Genomic DNA, 22,372 nt, shown 5'->3' with positions numbered 1-22,372 from the left:
TGTCATTCCTTAGGAGGTACTTATGCTTAACAAAGAATTAGAATCGAGTCTCAACGGCGCATTTGCTCGTGCCCGTGATAAAAGACATGAATTCATGACCGTAGAGCATCTCCTTTTAGCTTTGTTGGAAAATGACTCGGCTAAAGAGGCTTTAACGGCTTGCAGCGCAAATCTTGATACCTTGCGTGAAGAGCTTGACGCATTCATTGACCAAACAACGCCACTCATCCCTGACAACGACGATACTCGTGAAACTCAACCAACATTGAGTTTCCAGAGGGTATTACAGCGCGCAGTCTTTCACGTTCAGTCTTCTGGTCGCAGCGAAGTAACAGGGGCAAACGTATTAGTCGCTATTTTTAGTGAGCAAGAATCTCACGCCGCCTATTTATTGAAGAAAAATGATATCAGTCGCCTAGATATCGTTAACTTCATTTCTCACGGCATTACTAAAAATTCTGGCGCTTCAGACAATGAACCATCAAGCGGTTCATTAGGTGGTGGAAGTGAGCCTGTTGAAGATGCAAATGGCGAAGATCGCCTAGAAAATTTTGCAACTAATTTGAATCAAGTTGCCAAAGACGGCAACATCGATCCTCTTATTGGTCGTGATAAAGAGCTAGAACGTACCGTTCAAGTACTTTGTCGTCGTCGTAAGAACAACCCATTACTTGTAGGTGAGGCCGGAGTAGGTAAAACCGCTATTGCAGAAGGCCTTGCATGGCGCATTGTTGAAGGTCTGGTGCCGGATGTTATTGAAAACTGTGTGATTTACTCGCTCGATATCGGTTCATTATTGGCGGGCACGAAATATCGTGGTGATTTTGAAAAGCGTTTTAAAGCCATTTTGAAACAGCTTGAAAAAGAAGACGACGCCATTCTCTTTATCGATGAAATTCATACTATCATTGGTGCTGGCGCTGCGTCGGGCGGTCAAGTTGACGCGGCTAACCTGATTAAGCCGTTGCTGAGCAGCGGAAAATTGCGTTGTATTGGGTCAACGACGTACCAAGAGTACAGCAATATTTTTGATAAAGAGCGTGCCTTGTCCCGTCGCTTCCAAAAAATTGATGTGGTTGAGCCTTCTCTAGACGACACCACTAAAATTCTTATTGGTTTGAAACCTAAGTATGAAGCCCACCACGAAGTTCGTTATACCAATAAGGCGCTTCGCGCGGCGGTAGAACTTTCGGCGAAATACATTAATGAACGTCATTTACCAGATAAAGCCATTGATGTTATCGATGAGGCTGGTGCCCGTAGCCGACTTGTCCCTGCGAGCCGCCGTAAGAAAACGGTTGGCGTTGCTGATATTGAGTCGATGGTTGCTAAAATGGCGCGTATTCCGGAAAAATCCGTGTCATCGTCAGACAAAGATATTCTGCAAAACCTTGATGAAAAAATGAAGATGCTGGTATTTGGTCAAGATAAAGCCATCGATGTATTGTCAGAAGCCATTAAGATGACGCGTGCTGGATTGGGGAACGATGAACGGCCTGTCGGTTCTTTCTTGTTTGCTGGTCCGACAGGGGTCGGTAAAACAGAAGTCACGGTGCAGTTGTCTAAACTTCTAGGCATTGAATTACTTAGATTTGATATGTCAGAATACGGCGAGCGCCATTCTGTGAGTCGCTTAATCGGAGCCCCTCCAGGTTACGTGGGCTATGATCAAGGCGGGCTATTGACGGATGCGGTGATTAAGCACCCACATTCGGTTGTCTTGCTTGATGAGATTGAAAAAGCCCATCCAGATATTTTTAACTTGCTATTACAGGTTATGGATAATGGTACGCTGACCGATAACAATGGTCGTAAAGCCGACTTCCGTAATGTCATTTTGGTTATGACCAGTAATGTCGGTGTCTCTGAGACTGAAAAGAAATCCATTGGTTTGATTCAGCAAGATCACAAACCAGATGCGATGGGCGCTATCAAACGCGTCTTTACGCCGGAGTTCCGAAACCGTCTTGATGGCATTATCTGGTTCAATAGCTTGGATGATACCGTGATTCACCAAGTCGTCGACAAGTTCATTGTTGAGCTTCAAGCGCAGCTTGATTCTCGTGGCGTATCGTTAGAAGTCTCCGCTGAGGCTCGTGATTGGCTTGCGCTGAAAGGTTACGACAAGACAATGGGCGCACGTCCAATGGGCCGTGTTGTCCAAGACAAGCTGAAGAAACCGTTAGCAAATGAATTGCTCTTTGGTTCACTGGTTGATGGTGGTACGGTTAAGGTTGGCTTGAAAGATGACGACCTAACGTTCGAGTATATTGGCTCTAAGGAAGAAGTGCTTCATTAGCCATAAGGTACTGATTCTTCCTGATATAGGATGAAACTGTAGTGATAAAGCGTGCGATTTCTCGCACGCTTTTTTATTGCCTACGGATAGCGATTAGTGATTATTTAAAGTGGTGGTCTATGGTGAGCAATAATACCGAAGACAGTGGTAGTTGTGACAGCGGTAAGGAGGCATAAGCTGACTTCTCTGCGGGTGTTAAGGCTTATGCAGTAGCTCGCGAGTGATAAATGTGCGTGAGGTATAACGTGGCCGAAATGTTGGTTTTGATGTCACTATTGGCAAGCAAATAGCCACAAAAAACGGAGCCTAAGCTCCGTTTTTTTGTGTTCTGTTAAACGTAGAGATTAACGAGCACGGAAGACGATGCGACCTTTAGATAGGTCGTATGGAGTCATCTCTACAGTTACTTTGTCACCAGTAAGGATACGGATGTAGTTTTTACGCATCTTACCAGAGATGTGGGCTGTAACTACGTGACCGTTTTCTAGTTCAACACGGAACATTGTGTTTGGTAGAGTATCAAGAACAGTGCCTTGTAGCTCAATTACGTCTTCTTTAGCCATTGAATCCTCTTTCGAAATGTGGCGCTTTTAACGGTCTGCATTGTGCCGTTAAAATCTTTATAAGTAAAGTTGTCGCGTATTCTACCCTTGCCACCGCTGATTTACTAGCCTTTGATGACGTTGGAAGCGTGTTTTATAGTTCATAGCAGAGCATTGGTCGATTTGATAGCCTAAATATAACCATTGTTTGCGGTAAAGTTGGCAATATTGCGCTTGAAAAAGCACCGCCAGTGTTCCCAAAGATAAGGGGACGTCTGGGTCAAAAAAAGTGTAAAACGCACTGGCACTATTTTCTAAGATGTCAGTAATTGCAATGCCAATGAGGGTTTCGCCATCATAAATATGGAGAAAGTGCATGGTCATCCAGCCACATTTAGCAAAATCAAAAAATTGCTCCTTTTTAGGCGGGTACATACTACCTGGTTGTATGACGTGCGTTGATATACTTAGCGTAAAGCTCAAACCATCCGTCATCAAGTTCGGTTTTGATCGTCCACGAAATATGCGTAGATTTTGATAAAAGGCGCTTTTGACTACGACTGGTTTTAAATTCGGGGATCGCAATTCTGAGTGCCTGACATGACTGACAATGATCGCATTGTGGTTTATAAATAACGTCGCCACTGCGTCGAAAGCCGTTGGCAAGCAGCATCTCAAAGTGTTCTTCGTCATGGCAGTACTTTTCTAGAACAATGGCAACTCGCTCTTCTTGTTCTTTGATGTAGCTGCATGGCTGATTGGTGGTCAAGCCAATTCGAATTTGTTGTGAGGCCATGTTCATCTGTTGGTCACCTTGGCTCTATTTAGCGTAATGTCCTGTTGTGCGTAACATTCCTTAAGCATGGACGCTTCTCTGCGTTGATGCAAACTATCGATAAATTCCTCGCGAGTTAACTCTATCGCACCAAGTGATTCCAAATGTGGGTTCATGACTTGACAATCAATCAGTGTCCCCCCGTGTTCGACAAAATGCTGGCAAAAATACCATAACGCGATTTTTGACGCATTGGGCTGCAATGAAAACATAGACTCACCGCAAAACACAGTACCAATAGACAACCCATACAGCCCACCAATTAATGTATCGTCTTGCCATACTTCGACGGAGTGGCAGTATCCTCGTTCAGATAGGGCAATGTAAGCATCGCACATGTCTTGATTGAGCCAGGTTTCCTGTGCGGGACGAGTATTCGAGCAATATTTAATGACTTGATCAGTCGCCCTATTCAGAGTCACCCGATATTGCGCTTTATTCTGGTATTTTCTTAAGCTACGTGAAGGTTTAAATCGTTCAGGGATAAAAACTGCCCTAGGGGCCGGGCTCCACCATAGTAGGGGCTCATTAGGTCCAAACCAAGGAAAGACGCCATGATGATAGCCATTTAAGATCCTTTCAGGGTTAAGATCGCCACCAAAAGCGAGCAAACCGTTAGGATCATCGAGGGCCTCAAAAGGAGAGGGGAAATCAAAGTTAGTGCTACTGAGTTCTGGTAAATAAATAGTCATGATAATTAGCTTAGCCGTTCTTGCGTTAATTATACGCTATTTAAGGATGAATATGCCGATTGAATCAGTACTAGCTTGCTAGTACTGATTGCATAAAAGGTAAGCAAAACTCACGGATAAAAGCTGGTGTTTGAGGCATAATTTGGTTAGGCTGCTTTTACGAAGAATAGCAATGGCATTCGTTGTAGGACAGTGGATGCCAGTAAAGGATTAGATTCAATTAATGGAAAGCTTAACACTCCAACCCATCAAAAAAGTCTCCGGAACGGTTAACCTTCCAGGTTCTAAAAGTGTTTCAAACCGCGCGCTACTTTTAGCGGCTTTAGCACAAGGGACAACGACACTCACTAACCTTCTTGATAGTGATGACATTAAGCATATGCTCAATGCCTTAACAGCGTTAGGGGTGAGCTATGACTTGTCAGAAGATAAAAAACAATGCGTAGTGCAAGGCTTAGGTCGTCCTTTTTCGGTTGATCAAATGACGGAGCTATTCTTGGGAAATGCAGGGACAGCAATGCGTCCTTTGGCAGCAGCGCTGTGCCTTGGTCAAGGTGAATACCTACTGACTGGCGAACCAAGAATGAAAGAGCGTCCAATCGGTCATCTTGTTGATGCGCTCGCACAAGTCGGTGCAAAGGTCGAATACCTTGAAAACGTCAATTACCCTCCTCTGAAAATCTATGGCACAGGCTTAGAAGGCGGAAAAGTCACCATTGATGGGTCTATTTCTAGCCAGTTCTTGACGGCATTTTTAATGTCAGCGCCATTTGCAAAATCTGATGTGACGATTGAAATTGTGGGGGAGTTGGTCTCGAAACCTTACATAGACATTACGCTTCACATCATGAAACAGTTTGGCGTCGTGGTTGAAAACGACAACTACCAAACCTTTATCATTCGTTGTGGACAGCAGTACCAATCGCCAGGCCAATTTTTAGTTGAAGGTGACGCTTCATCGGCTTCCTATTTCCTTGCCGCTGCAGCGATAAAGGGCGGAGAAATCAAGGTTACGGGGATTGGAAAAAACAGTATACAAGGTGATATCCACTTTGCTGACGCGTTAGAAAAAATGGGCGCAGAGATAGAGTGGGGCGAGGACTATATTACGTGTCGCAAAGGTGAACTAGTTGGCATCGATATGGATTACAATCATATTCCTGATGCTGCGATGACCATTGCAACAACCGCATTATTTGCAACGGGCAAAACGGTGATCCGCAATGTGTATAACTGGCGTGTCAAAGAAACGGACCGTCTGGCAGCCATGGCGACAGAGCTTAAAAAAGTGGGCGCAAAAGTCGAAGAAGGGGAAGACTATATCATTGTCGAGTACGGTTTCGAAATTAACTCATGCTGAGATTGATACTTATGACGATCATCGAATGGCTATGTGTTTCTCACTTGTCGCGTTAAGCGACACCCCAGTGACAATTAATGATCCTAAATGTACCTCAAAAACGTTCCCGGATTATTTTGATAAGCTGGCAGAATTAAGCCAATAGTAGATTGAAACGTTATTAAGCGCCCTGAAGGGCGCTTAATAACGTTTAGTGTTAACGATGATTTAGTGTTAACGATGATCTAGGTTAACGATGATTTGAGCTAATGATTATTTTAGCGTGAATTCTTTAGAAAGGTGATGGGCAAGATACTTGAACATGTTAAATACTGCTGTCGTATTGGCAGTCGGTAAGCCTTGTTCGTCGAGAAAATAATTTCCTTTAAAAACGAGCACTTCATCTTTTTCATCTACACTGTCTGCACGCATACCGTCTAAATAGTCGTCATGCTCTTGAATTATTTGGTTTGCAATTAGCAATAAATCAAATTCGGAAATACGTTGTTTTTCTGACATATCAATGCTCTCAATCATTAGGCAATTTCCGATAGTGTATGGACGCGCAGCGGGTTTGCAAGTGCTAAGTTGTTGCCTACAATGGCGGATGTTTTGTGATAAGAAACAAATTTTGATTATCAAAGCTAGGCACAATAAGGGTTTGACGTTTACTATGGCGCCTTCGTTTCAATGGGTAGACGAAGTGAGATCGGACATTTGTCGAGCGATTAGAATGTAATTGCAAAAAACAGGTTGATCTTCTTTTGTTCTCGCTCAATAGTAAAAAGAAGCATAAATTTCGAACATCGTGCGATTAACACTCGCAATGTGATATAGGACGTTAGTGTCATTATGGGAAAGTCACTGGTTATAGTGGAGTCACCCGCTAAGGCTAAAACCATCAACAAATACCTGGGTAAAGACTTCGTCGTGAAGTCGAGTGTGGGTCACGTACGTGATTTACCAACTGCAGGTCAAAGTACTGGTAAAAAAGCAGCGGCAGTCTCGACCAAAGGTTTAAGTGTTGAAGAAAAAGCACGAATTAAAAAAGCAAAAGACCAAAAAGCACTGATTAAAAAGATGGGCATCGACCCATACAGCGACTGGGATGCTAATTATCAGATCCTACCTGGAAAAGAAAAGGTCGTTGCAGAACTACAGAAATTAGCGAAAGACGCCGATTACGTCTACCTCGCAACCGATTTGGACCGCGAGGGAGAGGCTATCGCATGGCACCTTCGTGAGATCATCGGTGGCGATGAAGAGCGATATAAACGAGTCGTCTTTAACGAGATTACTAAAAATGCTATCCAGCAGGCCTTTGAGGCACCTGGAGAGCTGAACATGGATGGTGTTAATGCACAACAGGCGCGTCGTTTCCTCGACCGTGTTGTTGGCTTTATGGTATCGCCATTACTGTGGAAGAAAGTCGCACGTGGCTTGTCTGCAGGCCGTGTACAGTCGGTTGCGGTTAAGTTATTGGTAGAAAGGGAGCGTGAAATTAACGCGTTTATTCCAGAAGAGTTTTGGGATATTCATGCCGATACTAAAACCGCCAATAAGACAGACTTCAGATTGCTTGTCGCTCAAAAGGGCGGTAAGGCATTCAAACCAACCAACGAAACAGAAGCAAGCTCAGCGACAGCAGTTCTAGCCAACGCCACGTATGAAGTGTGCAAGCGTGAAGACAGACCGACGCAGAGCAAGCCATCAGCGCCGTATATCACGTCAACACTGCAACAAGCTGCGAGTACTCGTCTTGGTTACGGTGTTAAAAAGACAATGATGTTGGCCCAGCGTCTTTATGAAGGCGGCTACATTACCTATATGCGTACCGATTCGACGAACTTAAGCTCGGAAGCGGTAGAGACAGTGCGAAGCTATATTGATAGTGAGTTTGGCGGTGAGTATCTGCCTGAAAATCCACTGCGTTACGGCAGCAAAGAGGGTGCACAAGAAGCGCACGAAGCGATTCGACCTTCTGACGTCACCGTTAAAGTTGATGACTTACAGGGTATGGAAGCGGACGCCCATAAACTGTACTCATTGATTTGGAATCAGTTCGTTGCGTGTCAAATGACACCAGCTAAATATGATTCAACGACGGTGAGTGTTAAAGCGGATGACTTTACGCTAAAAGCAAAAGGTCGCATTCTTAAGTTTGATGGTTGGACTCGCGTTCAACGCCCTATGGGCAAAAACGAAGATGCAATTTTGCCTGCGGTACAAGTTGGTGACACATTGGATTTAGTCGCTTTAGATCCAAAGCAACACTTTACGAAACCGCCAGCACGTTTTACAGAAGCGGCACTGGTTAAGGAACTTGAGAAGAAGGGTATTGGCCGACCGTCGACGTATGCCTCTATCATTTCGACAATCCAAGACCGTGGCTACGTGAAAGTAGAACAGCGTCGTTTCTACGCTGAAAAAATGGGTGAGATCGTTACTGACCGTCTCAACTATAGCTTTGACGACCTGATGAACTATGACTTCACCGCTCGTATGGAGCAAAAGCTCGATCAAATAGCGGAAGGTGAAACGAATTGGAAAGGCGTTCTTAACGACTTCTTCAACGAATTTACCACGGACCTAGAAAAAGCCGAACTCGACGAAGAGACAGGAGGCATGAAGCCGAACCATATCGTTGAGACCAATATTGAGTGCCCGACATGTTCTCGTACAATGGGTATCCGTACGGCATCAACAGGCGTATTCTTAGGTTGTTCAGGTTACGCTTTACCACCGAAAGAACGTTGTAAAACGACCATCAACCTTGGTGATGAAGAAGGCATAATCAATGTCTTAGAAGAGGATGTTGAAACGGCAGCGTTACGTGCCAAAAAACGTTGTCCTATCTGTGAAACAGCAATGGACGCGTATCTTATCGACGATAAGCGCAAGCTTCACGTTTGTGGTAATAACCCGAACTGTGAAGGCTACGTTGTTGAGCATGGCGAGTTTAAAGTTAAAGGTTATGACGGCCCAACGGTTGAATGTGATAAATGTAACGCTGAAATGGTGCTAAAAAATGGCCGTTTTGGAAAGTACATGGGTTGTACTAACGAGGAATGTAAGAATACTCGTAAGATCCTTAAGAACGGCGAAATAGCGCCGCCTAAAGAAGATCCAGTTCACTTCCCTGAATTACCGTGCGAAAACTCAGATGCCTACTTTGTGCTTCGGGACGGTGCGTCTGGTCTGTTTATGGCAGCGAGTAACTTCCCTAAATCACGTGAAACACGTGCTCCATTGGTGAGTGAACTCGCGAAATATAAAGAGCGAATTTCACCTAAGTTTCATTACTTGGCTGATGCACCAGTAGAAGACCCAGATGGTCGTCCAACAGTGGTTCGTTTTAGCCGTAAGACCAAAGAGAATTATGTTCGTTCAGAAGTAGAAGGTAAGCCTTCAGGTTGGACGGGTATGTTTGTTGATGGTAAATGGGAAATTACCGATAAGCGTAAAAAGCCAAAGAAATAGCTTCTCATCTTACGGATTGAAAACAGCACCTATTAGGTGCTGTTTTTTTTGCCTGAAAAGAGCGGTATCACAAAACGTTTTATAACTTTTATGTATTTGTAAAGCATCTATGTAGAAAGTGTTAATACGATTTAGATCACAATCGGTTGGTGTCTGGGTGACTGAAGTGTTAGTTAAGTGTGATTTTAATGTTGCGCCGCTATGGATAGTTGTGATGTACGCCACGAGTTGCAATGCAATACCGTACAATGACCGATATTGAGATCTTACTAGTTGTAATCTTTTTTCAACACGATAATTTAGATGAAAACCATACGAAGATTATGGTCGAACCGTGCCCCGTTCTAAGGAATATTGGTGGTGCGAATTACTTATTTATAAATGGTATTTCACTTTATATACGATATTCAACGTTTGATTGTCTGATGCCAACATCGACATCGTCATCCGTTAATAATGACGTCAGGCTGAATAACAAAGAAAAGCCTGACAATAATGACAAAGCTGTAAAAACGGAGAATATAATGGCTGGTGTATTAGGAATGATTCTTGCTGGTGGCGAAGGGTCTCGCCTTCGTCCTTTAACTGAGTCTCGCAGTAAGCCTGCAGTGCCTTTTGGAGGGAGTTATCGTCTTATCGATTTCGCCCTTAACAACTTTATCAATGCAGACTTAATGCGTGTTTATGTACTGACACAGTTTAAATCTCAATCCCTGTACCAACATATGAGAAAGGGATGGAACCTAACCGAGCATCACCGACCGATTTATTGACCCTATCCCAGCGCAAATGCGTGATGGTAAGCGGTGGTATGAAGGGACGGCGGATGCCATTTATCAGAATGTTCGTTTTATCGAGTTGGCAAATCCTGAGCATGTTTGTATTTTTGGTTCTGACCATATTTACAAAATGGACATTCGTCAGATGTTAGACTTCCACAAGCGCACTGAAGCTAAGTTAACGGTCTCGGCTTTGCGCATGCCTTTAGCTGAAGCTTCTGAGTTTGGTGTGATTGAAGTGGATGAAAACGGCAAAATGATTGGCTTTGAAGAAAAGCCAGAAAATCCAAAATCGATTCCTGGTCATCCAGACATGGCCTTGGTATCAATGGGTAACTACATCTTTGAAGCTCAGAGTCTATACCATGAGTTACGTATTGATGCGGAGAATGAAGCATCAAGCCACGACTTTGGTAAAGATATTATCCCTAAAATGTTCCCTGAAGGGGACGTGTATGTCTACGATTTCTCCACGAACAAGATTACTAGCTGAAAAAGACACCACGTATTGGCGTGATGTGGGTACGATTGACTCTTATTGGGCGGCACATATGGACTTGCTACAAGAGGACGCTCAGTTTTCATTGTACAACCGTACATGGCCGTTACACACCTATTACCCGCCACTGCCGCCAGCAACGTTTGTTGATGCTGAGCATCAAAAAATTAAAATTACCGATAGCCTAGTGGCAGGTGGTAGTTATGTCCGAGGTTCATCTATTTATCGAGTCAGTACTCGGCTTCAGGAGTAACATTGCTGCTGGTTCTATTGTCAGCGAATCTGTTATCCTAGGCGATGTTAAAATTGGTGCGGGTTGTACTATCAAGCGTACGATTATTGACAAAAATGTAGAAATTGCCCCTGGAACAGTGATCGGTGAAGATTTAGAGTTGGACGCGAAGCGTTTTCATGTTTCTCCAGGTGGCGTAGTAGTCATCAAAAAAGGGACAAAAGTTGGATTCTAAAATGAGAAACATAGATGTATGGTTTCCAGTTTCAGAAGCTCAAGGACTTGTAAAAAGTGGAGGCTTGGCAGATGTTGCCAAGGCTCTGCCTAAAGCATTGCAAGAGCTCGGAAAATCGGTAGCAATTACATTACCTGGCTACCAAACCTTACCGAATAAACACGATTACGAGTGTATCCTCTCTACAGAGCTAGAACACTGGCCACATACGGCTTACCAAGTTAAAAAAACCGAACTTGATGGTGTGGATGTTTACGTTATCGAGTGTGATAAATACTTTGACCGACCTGAACTTTATGCTGAGCACAACCGAGCGTATGCCGATAACGGCGAGCGGTTTGGTTTTTGCGGCTGCTAGCTTAGATGTTTTACCAAAGCTTGGCATTAAACCCGCCGTAGTACATGCGAATGATTGGCACACGAGCTTAGTCCCGTTTTTGCTGAAAACTCGCTACGGGGATGATGAGCGCTTTCGTGATGTAAAATCTGTCCTAACGGTACACAACGCGATCTTTAAGGGTATTTTCTCTTATAGTCAGCTTGAAATTATCCCTGAGCTAAACCTGTCTGGAATGGAATTCTTGCAGTATGGTGAAGGCTGGGTGAGCATGTTGCGAGCGGGTATCGCTTTTGCTGACAAGATCAATGCGGTAAGTCCGAATTATGCCGCGGAGCTGGTGACGCCGTTGGGATCGCATGGGTTAGTTGATGACTTTGTGCATCGTGCGAAAGATCTACACGGTATCGTTAACGGTTGTGATTACTCTGAGTGGGATCCACGAAACGATGAATTTTTGCCTGAGCGTTATGAAGCGAAGCTTTCTAGTATGTTAAAAGGAAAGTTAGCGTCTAAAACGTTGTTGCAACAAGAGTTGAACCTACCACAAGTTGATACGCCAATGGTGGGGATGGTATGTCGTCTGACACACCAAAAAGGCTTTCATTACATTTTGCCAATTTTAGAGAAGTTTCTTAAGAATGATGTGCAAATAGTCATTATTGGAACAGGCGAATCTCAAATAGCCGCCCACCTACGTGATGTAGCATTAGCGCATCCGGATAAATTGGCATTTGTAGAGGCTTATAGCAACCGTTTTGCTCACTTAGTCGAAGCGGGCTCGGAGTTCTTCTTAATGCCATCAGAGTTTGAAGCTTGTGGCCTTAATCAGCTTTATAGTATGGCTTACGGAACGTTGCCGATTATTCGTAAAGTGGGTGGACTAAAAGACACGGTGATTGATTTTGACGATAATCCGTCAGAAGCCACAGGCTTTGGTTTCGATGAACCGTGCCATGATGCATTGTTGATTACGTTGCAAAGAGCATTATTGTTCTATTTGCAGCAACCAGAAGAGATGCATAAGATGCAACTACGTGCAATGGGGCGTGATTTTAGTTGGCTTGAGTCTGCAAAGGATTACAGCAAAATGTATGATATTGCGTTGAATCAAGGTTAATTATTACAATTACTTAAATGTAAAAAGGCGACGTTATGTCGCCTTTTTTAATGATAGAAATCGATGATGAGTTAACACTTGGAAATGATTTTAAATGAAAAAGTGCGGACTTTTTACCTGCATTTACAAGAATTGTGGTAACGTAACGCACACTAATATCACCCTCTAAGAGCCTATGTCTGAGAATCTACTTTTTCATAAAACGTATCCGCATCCCACCAGTAAAGAGTGGGTAGTGTTTGTGCATGGTGCAGGGGAAGCTCGTCAATTTGGTTTAAACAAATTCGAGCCTACAAAGAACATTTCAACCTACTTTTTGTCGACCTACGTGGTCACGGTAAATCAAATCAGCTAATCAAAGGAATCATGGCGAGCGGTTACACTTTTAAAAGCGTCACCGTCGATATACTCAAAGTGCTGGATCATCTTAAAATCCAATCCGCGCACTTTGTTGGCATGTCTCTAGGAACTATCATTGTTCGAAATATCGCGGAGTTATCTGCACATCGAGTTCGCTCTATGGTACTAGGAGGCGCTGTAACGCGTTTTAACACGCGTTCGCAGCTGTTGGTCAACATAGGTAACTGGAGCAAGCACATTATCCCGTACATGTGGTTATATCGCTTGTTTGCCTATATTGTGATGCCACAGCGTGGACAAAAAGAGTCTCGTCATCTGTTTGTTCGTGAAGCCAAAAAATTATGCCAAAAAGAATTTAAGCGCTGGTATACCCTAACGACGGAAGTGAATCCTTTACATCGTTATTTTAAAGACAAAGAACTGCCAATTCCCACGCTCTACTTAATGGGGGACAAAGATTATATGTTTATCCACCCGGTCAAAGAGATGGTGGCAGAGCATAAATCGAGTCGTTTATTAGAGATTGCAGACTGTGGACATGTTTGTAACGTAGAAAAACCCGACGAGTTTAATAAGCATTCCATTGCCTTTATTCAATCGGTCAGTTAATAATTTCTCCTGCTAGGTGCTAGGTGCTAGGTGCTAGGTGCTAGGTGCTAGGTGCTAGGTGCTAGGTGCTGGCAATTCCAACAAGAGCCGAATTGAGCCTCATTAAGTTCATGGCAGGTTGGACAGAGCCAGCTTGCCCCCACGTGTTTGCTGGCTTGTTGTAAGGCGTCTATGAGGAGCTTAGCTTGAGACTCTTGCGTTAGATCCATCAACCAAATAAAGGGCAATGAGCTTTCATCAAATGGGATCTCACCTCTTAATCCAAAGACGCCTTCACCTCTCACTTCACATTGAACACCTTCAGCAGAAAGTTGCTGTTGAATAATGTGTGTTTCGGTTGGGGTGTTGCCGACATAAATCTTCATTTAGTCTCTACCTGGGGCGTTTTGTTTAATTTTGCCATGAACCACTTTGCGATAAGTGGAAACAGCCCTAACAAAGCAAATGAAGCAAGGACGGTAGGGGACACAATTCCAGACAAGCTATCAATATTCGCAAGTTGCGTATCTAAGCATTTAAATATACGGCGGTGCCTGGTAGCATCCCTAGCTGACTGACCAAGTAGTACTTGGAGACACGAATAGGGGTTAAACCCATGAGTAGGTTGATTAAAAAGAATGGAAATACAGGGATAAGCCGCAAAGAGAAAAGGTAGAATGCCCCATCTTTCTCGACGCCATCATTAATCGTCGTAAGCTTTGCACCGAACTGGCGTTGAACCCAATCTCGTAATAGAAACCGACTGCTAAGGAAGGCTAGCGTTGCCCCGATAGTACTTGCAAAGGACACGAGCAAAAGGCTGCTCCAAAATCCAAATAACGCAGCGCCTAAAAGTGTGACAACCGCAGCGCCGGGCACTGAAAATGCTGTAATCGCAATGTATAGGAAGAAATAGGTGAGCGCAGCTGCGACGAAATTCGCGTCAATGTAACTCGCGAGCTCAGCTTGCTGTGCCTTCGCGTTTTCTAATGTTAAGTACTGACCGAATTGCGACCCTAAGAATAGAATGATGGCAACGAAGGCGAATCCCAATAATAATTTTTTACTCATGACTTACTCCATGTAAACAATGCATCTTTAGTATAAGACAGGAGTAGAGCGAATTTACTTTCAAAGACTTATAAAAAAATCAGCGTTAAGCTGATTTTATTTATAAGTCTAATAACGCTAGTTGATGTGGTTAGCGAGTTCGTCTCGTTTTGCTTGTGGAATAACAGACCAATGCGTACCGTTAATCGCCCCTTCTAACGCCCAAAGTAACTCTAGGCCAACACTCGTTGAATGCGTTTTCTGGATAGCTTTGAAGGCTTCCACAGAGCCATGCTCTTGTAGCGAATTAACCGATTCGATACCAGCTTTCTTGAGCATACGCTCTGTAGCAAGGCGGAGGTTCGGTAGGTCCTTTAAGCGATTTGGTTTAGTATCAGACTGCTTTACTTTCTCATCTTTGGCAAAATCCAAGGCTGCACGGGCGTATGACAGAATAACATCTGTATCGTCCCAGCAATCTTCTGGAAGTGCAAAGTACTTAGTAACGACAGGGAATCCACGTTTTTTATATACATAGGGTGTATAGCCCAACTGTTTAAAAGACGCGACTGTTTTTGGGTTGGTTCGGATGTGTAATTTGTTGTTCACTGCTAATGCAAACATTGTTTCGTCAACAAAGATCCCAAATCCACCGAACATGGAGCGAGATTTTACTTTTCCTAGTTGAGCGAACAATTGCATTGAATTTTTTAATACTGGATTGTCCATGCTTATCTTTTCTCGGTGTTATTGATTGTGTCACCAAAATCAGGTCCGAGAGTATAGCAAACAGGTGTCAAATCCTTGTTAGGTCAATAACAAGATTTAATACCTTTGCCATCGGTAACCCCGCTACCTACCAAGTTTGGTTTAGGCCGGAGGCTTTGCGTCCCACCTTTTCAGATGGTTTGCCCTGTGCGTGACTCAAATAGCATAAAGAAAAAAACCATTAACCTGCATGGGTTATTGGTTGAAGTGTGATGTTGCTTCAAAAATTAGAGGGGTATTTGTGCTTGTGAAGTAGCACGAAGTAACAATGCAGATTGGAATTTATGGGAAGAAGATCAAAAAAAGCGCTCAATAGAGCGCTTTTGTCATCATTCTGTCATGTCTTTGACAGAGCTGCGTTCGATTATCTCTGGGTGCATCTCGAATATACGCTTGTCGTGACCTTTATCTTTGATTCGTTCAAGTAGAATCTCAAATGCATTCTTACCAACACGACGTTTTGGTTGGTGAACGGTGGTCAATGGCGGTGAAAAGTACTCGGCCAGTTCGATATTGTCGTAACCAATTACAGATATATCGCCAGGGACGTTTAATCCAAGCTGCTGTAAGCGACTCATTAAGCCTAACGCCATGGTATCGTTAAAACAGAAAACAGCGCTTGGGCGATCCTCCATCGCTGCGATTCGGTTTGCAGCGATGACAGCAGTATCACATTCGAAGTTACCTTCAAAAATACGGTCTTCTTTCATCGTTAAGCCTGCTTCTGTTAAAGCGCGTTGATAACCGACAATGCGCTCTTGGCAAACCGCTTTTTCTAAGTGACCGCTTAAGCAGGCAATATCAGTATGCCCTTTCTCGATAAGGTATTTTGTCGCTAGGTAACCACCTTCTTCCGAGTTGTCGATAATCTTATCTGCTTGCGAGCTTTCCGGACCCCAGTCCATAATCACTTTCGGGATATCTGCGTGGCGGTCAAGCATAGTAAGAAGTTCTTCAGTTAGGTCTGAACACATCACTAAGATGCCATCTACACGTTTTTCTGCCAGCATACGGATGTAGTCGCGTTGTTTTTCATACACGCCACCTAGTGTTACACAGTATCAAGGTATAACCTTGTCGATAGCAATAACTCTCAACCCCATCAATCACCTCAGAGAAAAAGAGGTTGGTTGATTGAGTGACCAACATACCAATTGTCTTTGTCGAGTTACACTTTAAGCTTCTTGCCACCGCACTTGGCGCGTAATTGAGCTCTTCAACTGCAGCATTAACTTTTTCTTGTGTGGCCTCGGCAACAAAACGCGTTTTGTTGATGACGTGAGATACGGTGGTAGTCGAAACGCCAGCTAGGCGGGCGACGTCTTTAATTGTTGCCATAGCTTTTTCCTGTTAGTAACGGCTTTCGTGGTTTTAATTGCATAAAAGTCGTTGCGGTCATGAAGCATTATTTACGAAAAATAAGCGCTTTGTTGTAACGAATGCGTACCGGACACCAATACACTTTGTGAAATGGAGGTTTCAATCAGTACATTTAAGTGGAAACCACATCGTACTAAAGCCTAGCTTTCGCATTTAAACGGCGAATTGTAGTCTTAGTGGCAGACCCTAGCAACGTCTGAACCGACAATTTTGTCTATAAAAGCCAAATTTATATTTGGCTTGTTGATTATTACTACTTTAGCGCGCAGTAACGGTGATTACTCAATACGCAAATATGTGAGGTCTAGCTGACAAAATGCGACGAGTAAATGGGCAACAGACGCATAAAAGCCAAATTCATCGAATTCTTTACATCGTAATTCAAATTTAGGTAGCCACGTCATTAGATGCTGGTCAATAAAGTCAGCTTGCTCAAGCAGAGCGCTATTGATGTGTGCATCAGACTCAAGCTCATTGGAGCGAATAATGAGATTGCCGAGAAAATCCAATTCTATCGCTAAGTGATCGGCAGGTTCATTCAGGTTTTCGGACACGCCGATATTATGTTGTTTGAGAAGAGCTGCCATATCATGTGCAGGCGTGTCATTTAGTAAACCGGATTCACCGATATACATCGACGCGTAGGGGAGCGCACCATGTTTATCTGTTTTTAAAAACAGATCACAAAAGTCAGCAGAGAGCTCAAGTTGAGCATCTTCGCGGGTTTGTAAACGATTGAGCGTGTCGACCAGATTGGCAATAGCCGTGGTTAAAGACGCATTCTCACCCAATCCAGCAAGGAAAGCGCGTATCTCTACACTGTGATATTTTTCTAGCTCTTCTTGTGTTAGCTCTTTAGCAAATAGGCTTGATAGCCACCAATAAATTTCAGCACGTTGTTCGTTAAATGCTTTGATTTCTTGCATTTTATAGTCTCCAAAAGTCTTATCCTCATTTTAGCCAATAAAAATGAACAGCAGTAAGCTAATTGGTGAAAAAATATAGGAACTTGTGAAGATAAATGAATGTGTCGATTGTGGCACGAGAAAATTGGTTTTTAGCCCAAAGGCGACTCGATTAGTGGCGTTGCATATCTTAATCGAGAATAGTTCTTGTCTTTAATCAATAAAAACACGACTTTCGACAATTTAAGATGATGTCGACTAGAATTGTGACTAATTATGAATAGAATGGTCTTGGTCATAACACATTAACAAAAGAAACGGTGCCTATGAGTTATCACGTATTAGTCGTTGAAGACGATATCGTTACACGTAGCAAGTTGTCTGGTTACTTTGAAAGTGAAGGCTACTTAGTAAGCGAAGCGGAAAGCGGGGAAGAGATGCGCCAAGTGCTGCAATCATCCAGTGTCGATCTTGTGATGCTTGATATCAACTTACCGGGTGAAGATGGACTCATGCTGACTCGTGAATTACGCAGTCAATCTGACATTGGTATTATACTGGTGACCGGACGCACTGACAGCATTGATAAAATAGTTGGCTTAGAGATGGGAGCCGATGACTACGTCACCAAACCGTTTGAGTTAAGAGAGCTGCTAGTTAGAGTTAAGAACTTACTGTGGCGAATTTCCCAAGCAAGAAAGCCACCACAAGAGCCTCAAAGTGTTGAAAATGAACATATCGTGCATTTCGGCGATTGGTTGTTTGATAAACAGCGACGCTCGTTAACGTGCAGTGGCGAGCCAGTAAAACTGACAAAAGCGGAATATGAACTATTGGTCGCCTTATCGACGTACCCTAATCAGGTGCTAAGTCGAGAACGTATCCTTAACATGATCAGTCACCGCGTTGACGCACCAAATGATCGTACCATTGATGTGTTAATTCGCCGCATGCGAACGAAAATGGAAATGGATCCTAAGAATCCACAGATTTTCATTACCGTTCACGGTGAAGGTTACATGTTTGCTGGTGATTAGACACTGCAGCTGATTAAGCGCTACAGATGCGCTGACTTATCAAGTATTCCTTATGTAGGCCCGGACGTTGTATTTCGTCCGGGCTTTTTAATGCGAGTAATCTAGATAAATGATGAAATTGATATGCAACACAAGTATTACTTTTGTTAAGTGACTCGTAATCAGGTTCTGGAATGCCTACAGATTCATTTACTCGCTCGTGAGTGCGCTAGCTTGAATAGGCTGTTATGAAAAATTTAGTCGCCCAGGTTGGGTATTAAAAGAGAAAAACTAACGATTAACAGCGATTTATCATAGTTAAGTTCATTTAATACAAGGACAAGTAAATGGATAGGACGAACCCGATAGCCCAAAATAAATTACTGTCTCCAAAGGCAGCGTTGAATCACTACACTGCAACTTCATTATCGCTACTTGTTTTATTTTCGCCCACCGCATTCGCTTATCAGTGTGACAACTTACCGGTATGGAATGCAGAGACAGCGTATAACGGCGGTGCTGAGGTAAAATTCCAATCGAATGCTTATCAAGCGAACTGGTGGAGCCAAAATGCAAATCCAAGCGAAAAATCGGGTAGTTTCCAAGAGTGGACACTGCTCGGGGCGTGTGACGCGAGTGGAGGAAACCAATTACCGACGCTATCAATTCTTTCCCCTGTAGAAGGTGCCAATATAGCGTCTGGTAATACGATTACTTTTCAGGCTGATGCAAGCGATGTTGATGATGCGATTGCCACTGTCGCTTTTGTTGTCAATGGTCAAGTTGTAGCAACAGTAACGTCACCGCCTTATAGCGTAGATTGGCTTGCTACGGTTGGGAGCTACACCCTTGACGTTATTGCCACGGATGAGCGCGGCGCGAAAGCCACGCAGTCGAGATTGTTTTCAGTTTCGGTGACAGAAAATCAACCGCCATCCATCACCTTATCGGCAGACTCGCTATCAGTGACGGTTGATCAGCCAGTGACACTCTCAGCGGCCGCAGATGATGTTGATGGTAGCGTAACCAGTGTTCGTTATGTCGTGGATGGCGTTACGCTCAGCACATTAACCACACCACCATGGACAACGACTTGGACGCCAGCGGCTGTGGGTCAGTTTGCGATACAAGCTATTGCTACTGATGATGGTGGGCTAAGTACTCAGTCACAACTTATTGATATTAACGTTTCGAGTGCAACATCTGGCGGGCAATGTACGACACTGCCGAGTTATGTGGCGGGCAGTCAATACTCGAGTAATGAGCAAGTTAAAAATAATGATGAAGTATACCAGTGTAAAGTGGCAGGCTGGTGTTCATCAAGTTCTGCATGGGCATATGAACCGGGTGTCGGTCAATATTGGCAAGACGCGTGGGATAGTTTAGGCAGTTGCGGATCGTCTCCCGTCGTCAGTATTTTGTCACCGTCGGCAGGACAAGCGGTCTTACTGGGTAGTGATGTTACCATTCAAGCCGACGCAACGGATAGCGATGGCAGCGTCGTCTCTGTAGAGGCCAGTGTGGATGGCATGTCGTTAGGTGCGCTGACACAAGCACCTTATACCTGGTTGTGGAACGTGAACACGTTAACGTCAGCGACAATCAGCATTGTTGCGACGGATGATCAGCAGCGTGAAACTCTGGCTTCAACAACCGTTAATGTTACTGACCAAGTGCTAACCAGCGAAATCATACAGCCTACGTCTGGTAGTATTGTCCCGTTAGATAAACCGGTATATGTAACAGTGTCGGCGCAATCCCTGCAAAGTGACATTGCTAAAGCAGAGCTCTATGTCAACGGACAGTTAGTGGCAACAGATAGCGCAGCACCTTATGAGTTTTCATGGCAGCCAGCAGCTATCGGAGGCTATCAGTTAACGGCCTTAGTATCCGATACTCAAGGTAATCAGGTGGTGTCGAACAGTGTCTCGATCGAAGCGAAATCCATCACGTTGCCTAAGCATAAATTGATCGGCTATTGGCACAACTTTGTTAATGGCTCCGGTTGTCCAATGCCATTGAGTGAGATGTCAAAAGATTGGAACATTATCGATATTGCCTTCGCTGATAACGATCGTAACAGTAATGGCACCGTACATTTTAACCTTTATAACGGTGACATCCGCTCTGACTGTCTACCGATTGACCCGGTGAAATTTAAGCAAGATCTTGCCTCGCTGCAATCAGAGGGTAAAGTTTTTGTATTATCGTTGGGTGGTGCAGAAGGCACTATCACCTTGAATACAGCAGCGGATGAAGCGGCCTTTGTTAGTAGCTTAACGGCTATTATTCAAGAATGGGGCTTTGATGGTTTAGATATCGATCTAGAAAGTGGCTCGAATCTTGTTCACGGTAGTCAAATTCAAGCTCGATTGCCAACGGCGTTGCGAAAAATTCAACAAAATATGGGTCGAGACATGTACCTAACCATGGCACCGGAGCATCCATATGTGCAAGGGGGAATGGTCGCTTACTCGGGTATTTGGGGCGCGTATATTCCTGTTATCGATCAGGTAAGGGACATGCTGAATTTGCTCCATGTCCAGTTGTATAACAATGGCGGCCTCGCCAACCCTTACACGACAGGAGCGGCGGCAGAAGGATCGGTTGACATGATGGTTGCCGCATCCAAAATGCTTACCGAAGGGTTTGAACTCGCGGATGGGTCGATGTTCCAGCCATTGAGAGGTGACCAAGTGGCTATAGGGCTTCCATCGGGTCCTAGTTCAGCGAACTCTGGGCAAGCGCCCATCGCCAATATTGAAGCAGCGCTTGATTGTATGGTTTTACTGCAGCGATGTGGTAGCGTGCAACCAACGAAGTTATCGCCTAATTTTGGTGGAGTAATGACATGGTCTATCAACTGGGATCAACATGATGGCTTCAACTTCTCCGCTCCGGTGAAAGCCAAGCTTAACCAGTTAAATAATAGATAAACGCTCTCGAAAACAAAAAGACCTCATCGTTATGATGAGGTCTTTTTTTATCTTACTAAGGATTACGCCGTCGCTTATTTACCGTTGGCTTGTTCGGTTTTAGGCGCATTATCTACTTCAGAGTGAGTCTCGTCTTCGACAGCAAGAGCATCGTCTACAGCATCAGATTCTAAGACGGTGGGATCGGCAGATGGTGTACCCTCGTTTGCAGCCCAATCACGAAGACGCTGCCACGTTAGCCCCATCGTCTCATGCCAATAGCGTTCTGTTTGCTCAAGATATTGCGCTTTTGGCGTGTATTTTTGCCACGCTTGCTCAATATTTTTTTGCGCCAAAAAGTTAGTCGGGGCAGGATAGGGAACTAATCCCGCAGACTCAAACTCGTACATAGCACGTTGCATGTGACTGGCTGACGTAACAAGCACCATTTTTTTATTTTTAACGAATGACGTTGCCTGTCTTGCCTCTTCCCATGTGTCCTTGGCGCTTTCAAGTAAAATAATGTCGGGTTTAGAGACGCCTAGCGCTAACGCGACTTTTGCCATCATACGAGCTTGACTCACGTCAGTGCCGCCATTGTAGCCAGACAATATCAGCTTCGCCCCTGGGTACATGCGCATCACGCGAATGCCTTCACTAAGGCGTACTAGGGCCGTTCGGCTAAGCTCTGACGTTGGCGGGAGATCGCTGTCGACCACGTGACCACTGCCCAGCACCATGACATAGTCAATGGTCTCGTTTACGGGTAAAAAAGGTTTGTACTGACGCTCTAATGGCATCAGTAAGCGGCTAGACAGAGGCTGGAAGGCGATGAGAAAAATCCCACACAGTGATACAAGAATAACCATGCATCCGATTCTGCGCCTAGCAGTAAACATAATAAGTGCTAGCCCGAGAAAACCTAAGATCAGCATGGCTGGTAAAGGCATTAGTAGGGATGACACGATTTTTTTCAGCTCAAACATAAACTAATAGTCCGA

The 22,372-nt window shown here is 44.1% G+C and carries 11 protein-coding genes, 7 pseudogenes and 1 riboswitch; of the genes and pseudogenes, 8 read left to right on the top strand and 10 right to left on the bottom strand.

Features of this window, described 5'->3' with window-relative positions:
- Positions 1–22 precede the first annotated feature (22 nt).
- Positions 23–2,299: an ATP-dependent Clp protease ATP-binding subunit ClpA gene (gene clpA / locus AC0L66_RS12225; RefSeq protein ID WP_473567498.1), complete on the top strand. Its 2,277-nt coding sequence runs from the start codon at positions 23–25 to the stop codon at positions 2,297–2,299.
- A gap of 344 nt (positions 2,300–2,643) precedes the next feature.
- Here the strand turns inward: clpA and infA are convergent, their stop codons facing one another.
- The 3 genes and pseudogenes from infA to aat all read right to left on the bottom strand — a co-directional run bounded on the left by infA (position 2,644) and on the right by aat (position 4,368).
- On the bottom strand, positions 2,644–2,862 hold the full coding sequence (gene infA, locus AC0L66_RS12220) for a translation initiation factor IF-1 (protein WP_005600159.1): 219 nt from the start codon (positions 2,860–2,862) through the stop codon (positions 2,644–2,646).
- Positions 2,863–2,943: 81 nt separating this feature from the next.
- Positions 2,944–3,643: pseudogene (locus AC0L66_RS12215) on the bottom strand (arginyltransferase).
- Complete coding sequence (gene aat, locus AC0L66_RS12210) at positions 3,640–4,368, bottom strand: leucyl/phenylalanyl-tRNA--protein transferase (protein WP_473567495.1); 729 nt, start codon at positions 4,366–4,368, stop codon at positions 3,640–3,642. Before aat ends, AC0L66_RS12215 begins: the two are co-directional and overlap by 4 nt.
- A gap of 223 nt (positions 4,369–4,591) precedes the next feature.
- On the opposite strand from aat, the pseudogene aroA reads away from it, so the two are divergent.
- Positions 4,592–5,873, top strand: a pseudogene (gene aroA, locus AC0L66_RS12205) (3-phosphoshikimate 1-carboxyvinyltransferase).
- Between the two features lie 107 nt (positions 5,874–5,980).
- Here aroA and AC0L66_RS12200 read toward each other — a convergent pair.
- On the bottom strand, positions 5,981–6,226 hold the full coding sequence (locus AC0L66_RS12200; protein ID WP_265675113.1) for a YciN family protein: 246 nt from the start codon (positions 6,224–6,226) through the stop codon (positions 5,981–5,983).
- Between the two features lie 333 nt (positions 6,227–6,559).
- On the opposite strand from AC0L66_RS12200, the gene topA reads away from it, so the two are divergent.
- From topA to AC0L66_RS12180, 4 genes and pseudogenes are all read left to right on the top strand, one after another.
- Positions 6,560–9,187, top strand: a complete 2,628-nt coding sequence (gene topA, locus AC0L66_RS12195; protein ID WP_265675059.1) for a type I DNA topoisomerase — start codon at positions 6,560–6,562, stop codon at positions 9,185–9,187.
- A gap of 524 nt (positions 9,188–9,711) precedes the next feature.
- Positions 9,712–10,932, top strand: a pseudogene (gene glgC, locus AC0L66_RS12190) (glucose-1-phosphate adenylyltransferase).
- 1 nt (position 10,933) lies between these two features.
- Positions 10,934–12,389: pseudogene (gene glgA / locus AC0L66_RS12185) on the top strand (glycogen synthase GlgA).
- 175 nt (positions 12,390–12,564) lie between these two features.
- A pseudogene (locus tag AC0L66_RS12180) lies at positions 12,565–13,358 on the top strand (alpha/beta fold hydrolase).
- 47 nt (positions 13,359–13,405) lie between these two features.
- On the opposite strand, the gene AC0L66_RS12175 reads toward AC0L66_RS12180, so the two are convergent.
- From AC0L66_RS12175 to torD, 5 genes and pseudogenes are all read right to left on the bottom strand, one after another.
- Positions 13,406–13,723, bottom strand: a complete 318-nt coding sequence (locus AC0L66_RS12175) for a DUF2007 domain-containing protein (RefSeq protein WP_265675062.1) — start codon at positions 13,721–13,723, stop codon at positions 13,406–13,408.
- Positions 13,720–14,408 (bottom strand): annotated as a pseudogene (locus AC0L66_RS12170) (TVP38/TMEM64 family protein). The gene AC0L66_RS12175 and the pseudogene AC0L66_RS12170 overlap by 4 nt, the downstream one beginning before the upstream one ends.
- A 117-nt stretch (positions 14,409–14,525) precedes the next feature.
- Positions 14,526–15,116, bottom strand: a complete 591-nt coding sequence (locus tag AC0L66_RS12165; protein WP_265675064.1) for a TfoX/Sxy family DNA transformation protein — start codon at positions 15,114–15,116, stop codon at positions 14,526–14,528.
- A gap of 110 nt (positions 15,117–15,226) precedes the next feature.
- A riboswitch (cyclic di-GMP riboswitch) is annotated at positions 15,227–15,310 on the bottom strand.
- A gap of 174 nt (positions 15,311–15,484) precedes the next feature.
- Positions 15,485–16,493: pseudogene (gene purR, locus AC0L66_RS12160) on the bottom strand (HTH-type transcriptional repressor PurR).
- A gap of 320 nt (positions 16,494–16,813) precedes the next feature.
- Positions 16,814–17,461 (bottom strand): molecular chaperone TorD, encoded by a 648-nt coding sequence (gene torD, locus AC0L66_RS12155; protein ID WP_473567493.1) that lies wholly within the window; start codon positions 17,459–17,461, stop codon positions 16,814–16,816.
- 305 nt (positions 17,462–17,766) lie between these two features.
- Between torD and torR the strand changes: the two genes are divergently transcribed.
- Both torR and AC0L66_RS12145 read left to right on the top strand, forming a co-directional pair.
- A complete protein-coding gene (torR, locus tag AC0L66_RS12150) occupies positions 17,767–18,477 on the top strand; it encodes a two-component system response regulator TorR (protein ID WP_265675067.1) in 711 nt (236 codons plus the stop codon).
- A gap of 326 nt (positions 18,478–18,803) precedes the next feature.
- Positions 18,804–21,392 (top strand): Ig-like domain-containing protein, encoded by a 2,589-nt coding sequence (locus AC0L66_RS12145; RefSeq protein ID WP_473567491.1) that lies wholly within the window; start codon positions 18,804–18,806, stop codon positions 21,390–21,392.
- A gap of 74 nt (positions 21,393–21,466) precedes the next feature.
- Here the strand turns inward: AC0L66_RS12145 and elyC are convergent, their stop codons facing one another.
- Entirely contained in the window at positions 21,467–22,357 is an 891-nt protein-coding gene (gene elyC, locus AC0L66_RS12140) for an envelope biogenesis factor ElyC (protein WP_473567490.1), read from the bottom strand.
- Between the last annotated feature and the right edge of the window lie 15 nt (positions 22,358–22,372).

The sequence above is a fragment of the Vibrio sp. GJ43-1 genome, assembly GCF_055808835.1.
Note: the sequence above shows the minus strand (reverse complement) of the source record. Positions and strands in the feature narration are given on the sequence as shown.

Excerpts from the sequence above, each read along its gene's own strand:
- torD (WP_473567493.1), bottom strand. The coding sequence starts at position 17,461 with ATGCAAGAAATCAAAGCATTTAACGAACAACGTGCTGAAATTTATTGG.
- infA (WP_005600159.1), bottom strand. The coding sequence starts at position 2,862 with ATGGCTAAAGAAGACGTAATTGAGCTACAAGGCACTGTTCTTGATACT.
- AC0L66_RS12175 (WP_265675062.1), bottom strand. The coding sequence starts at position 13,723 with ATGAAGATTTATGTCGGCAACACCCCAACCGAAACACACATTATTCAA.
- AC0L66_RS12145 (WP_473567491.1), top strand. The coding sequence starts at position 18,804 with ATGGATAGGACGAACCCGATAGCCCAAAATAAATTACTGTCTCCAAAG.
- clpA (WP_473567498.1), top strand. The coding sequence starts at position 23 with ATGCTTAACAAAGAATTAGAATCGAGTCTCAACGGCGCATTTGCTCGT.
- AC0L66_RS12200 (WP_265675113.1), bottom strand. The coding sequence starts at position 6,226 with ATGTCAGAAAAACAACGTATTTCCGAATTTGATTTATTGCTAATTGCA.
- aat (WP_473567495.1), bottom strand. The coding sequence starts at position 4,368 with ATGACTATTTATTTACCAGAACTCAGTAGCACTAACTTTGATTTCCCC.
- torR (WP_265675067.1), top strand. The coding sequence starts at position 17,767 with ATGAGTTATCACGTATTAGTCGTTGAAGACGATATCGTTACACGTAGC.
- AC0L66_RS12165 (WP_265675064.1), bottom strand. The coding sequence starts at position 15,116 with ATGGACAATCCAGTATTAAAAAATTCAATGCAATTGTTCGCTCAACTA.
- elyC (WP_473567490.1), bottom strand. The coding sequence starts at position 22,357 with ATGTTTGAGCTGAAAAAAATCGTGTCATCCCTACTAATGCCTTTACCA.
- topA (WP_265675059.1), top strand. The coding sequence starts at position 6,560 with ATGGGAAAGTCACTGGTTATAGTGGAGTCACCCGCTAAGGCTAAAACC.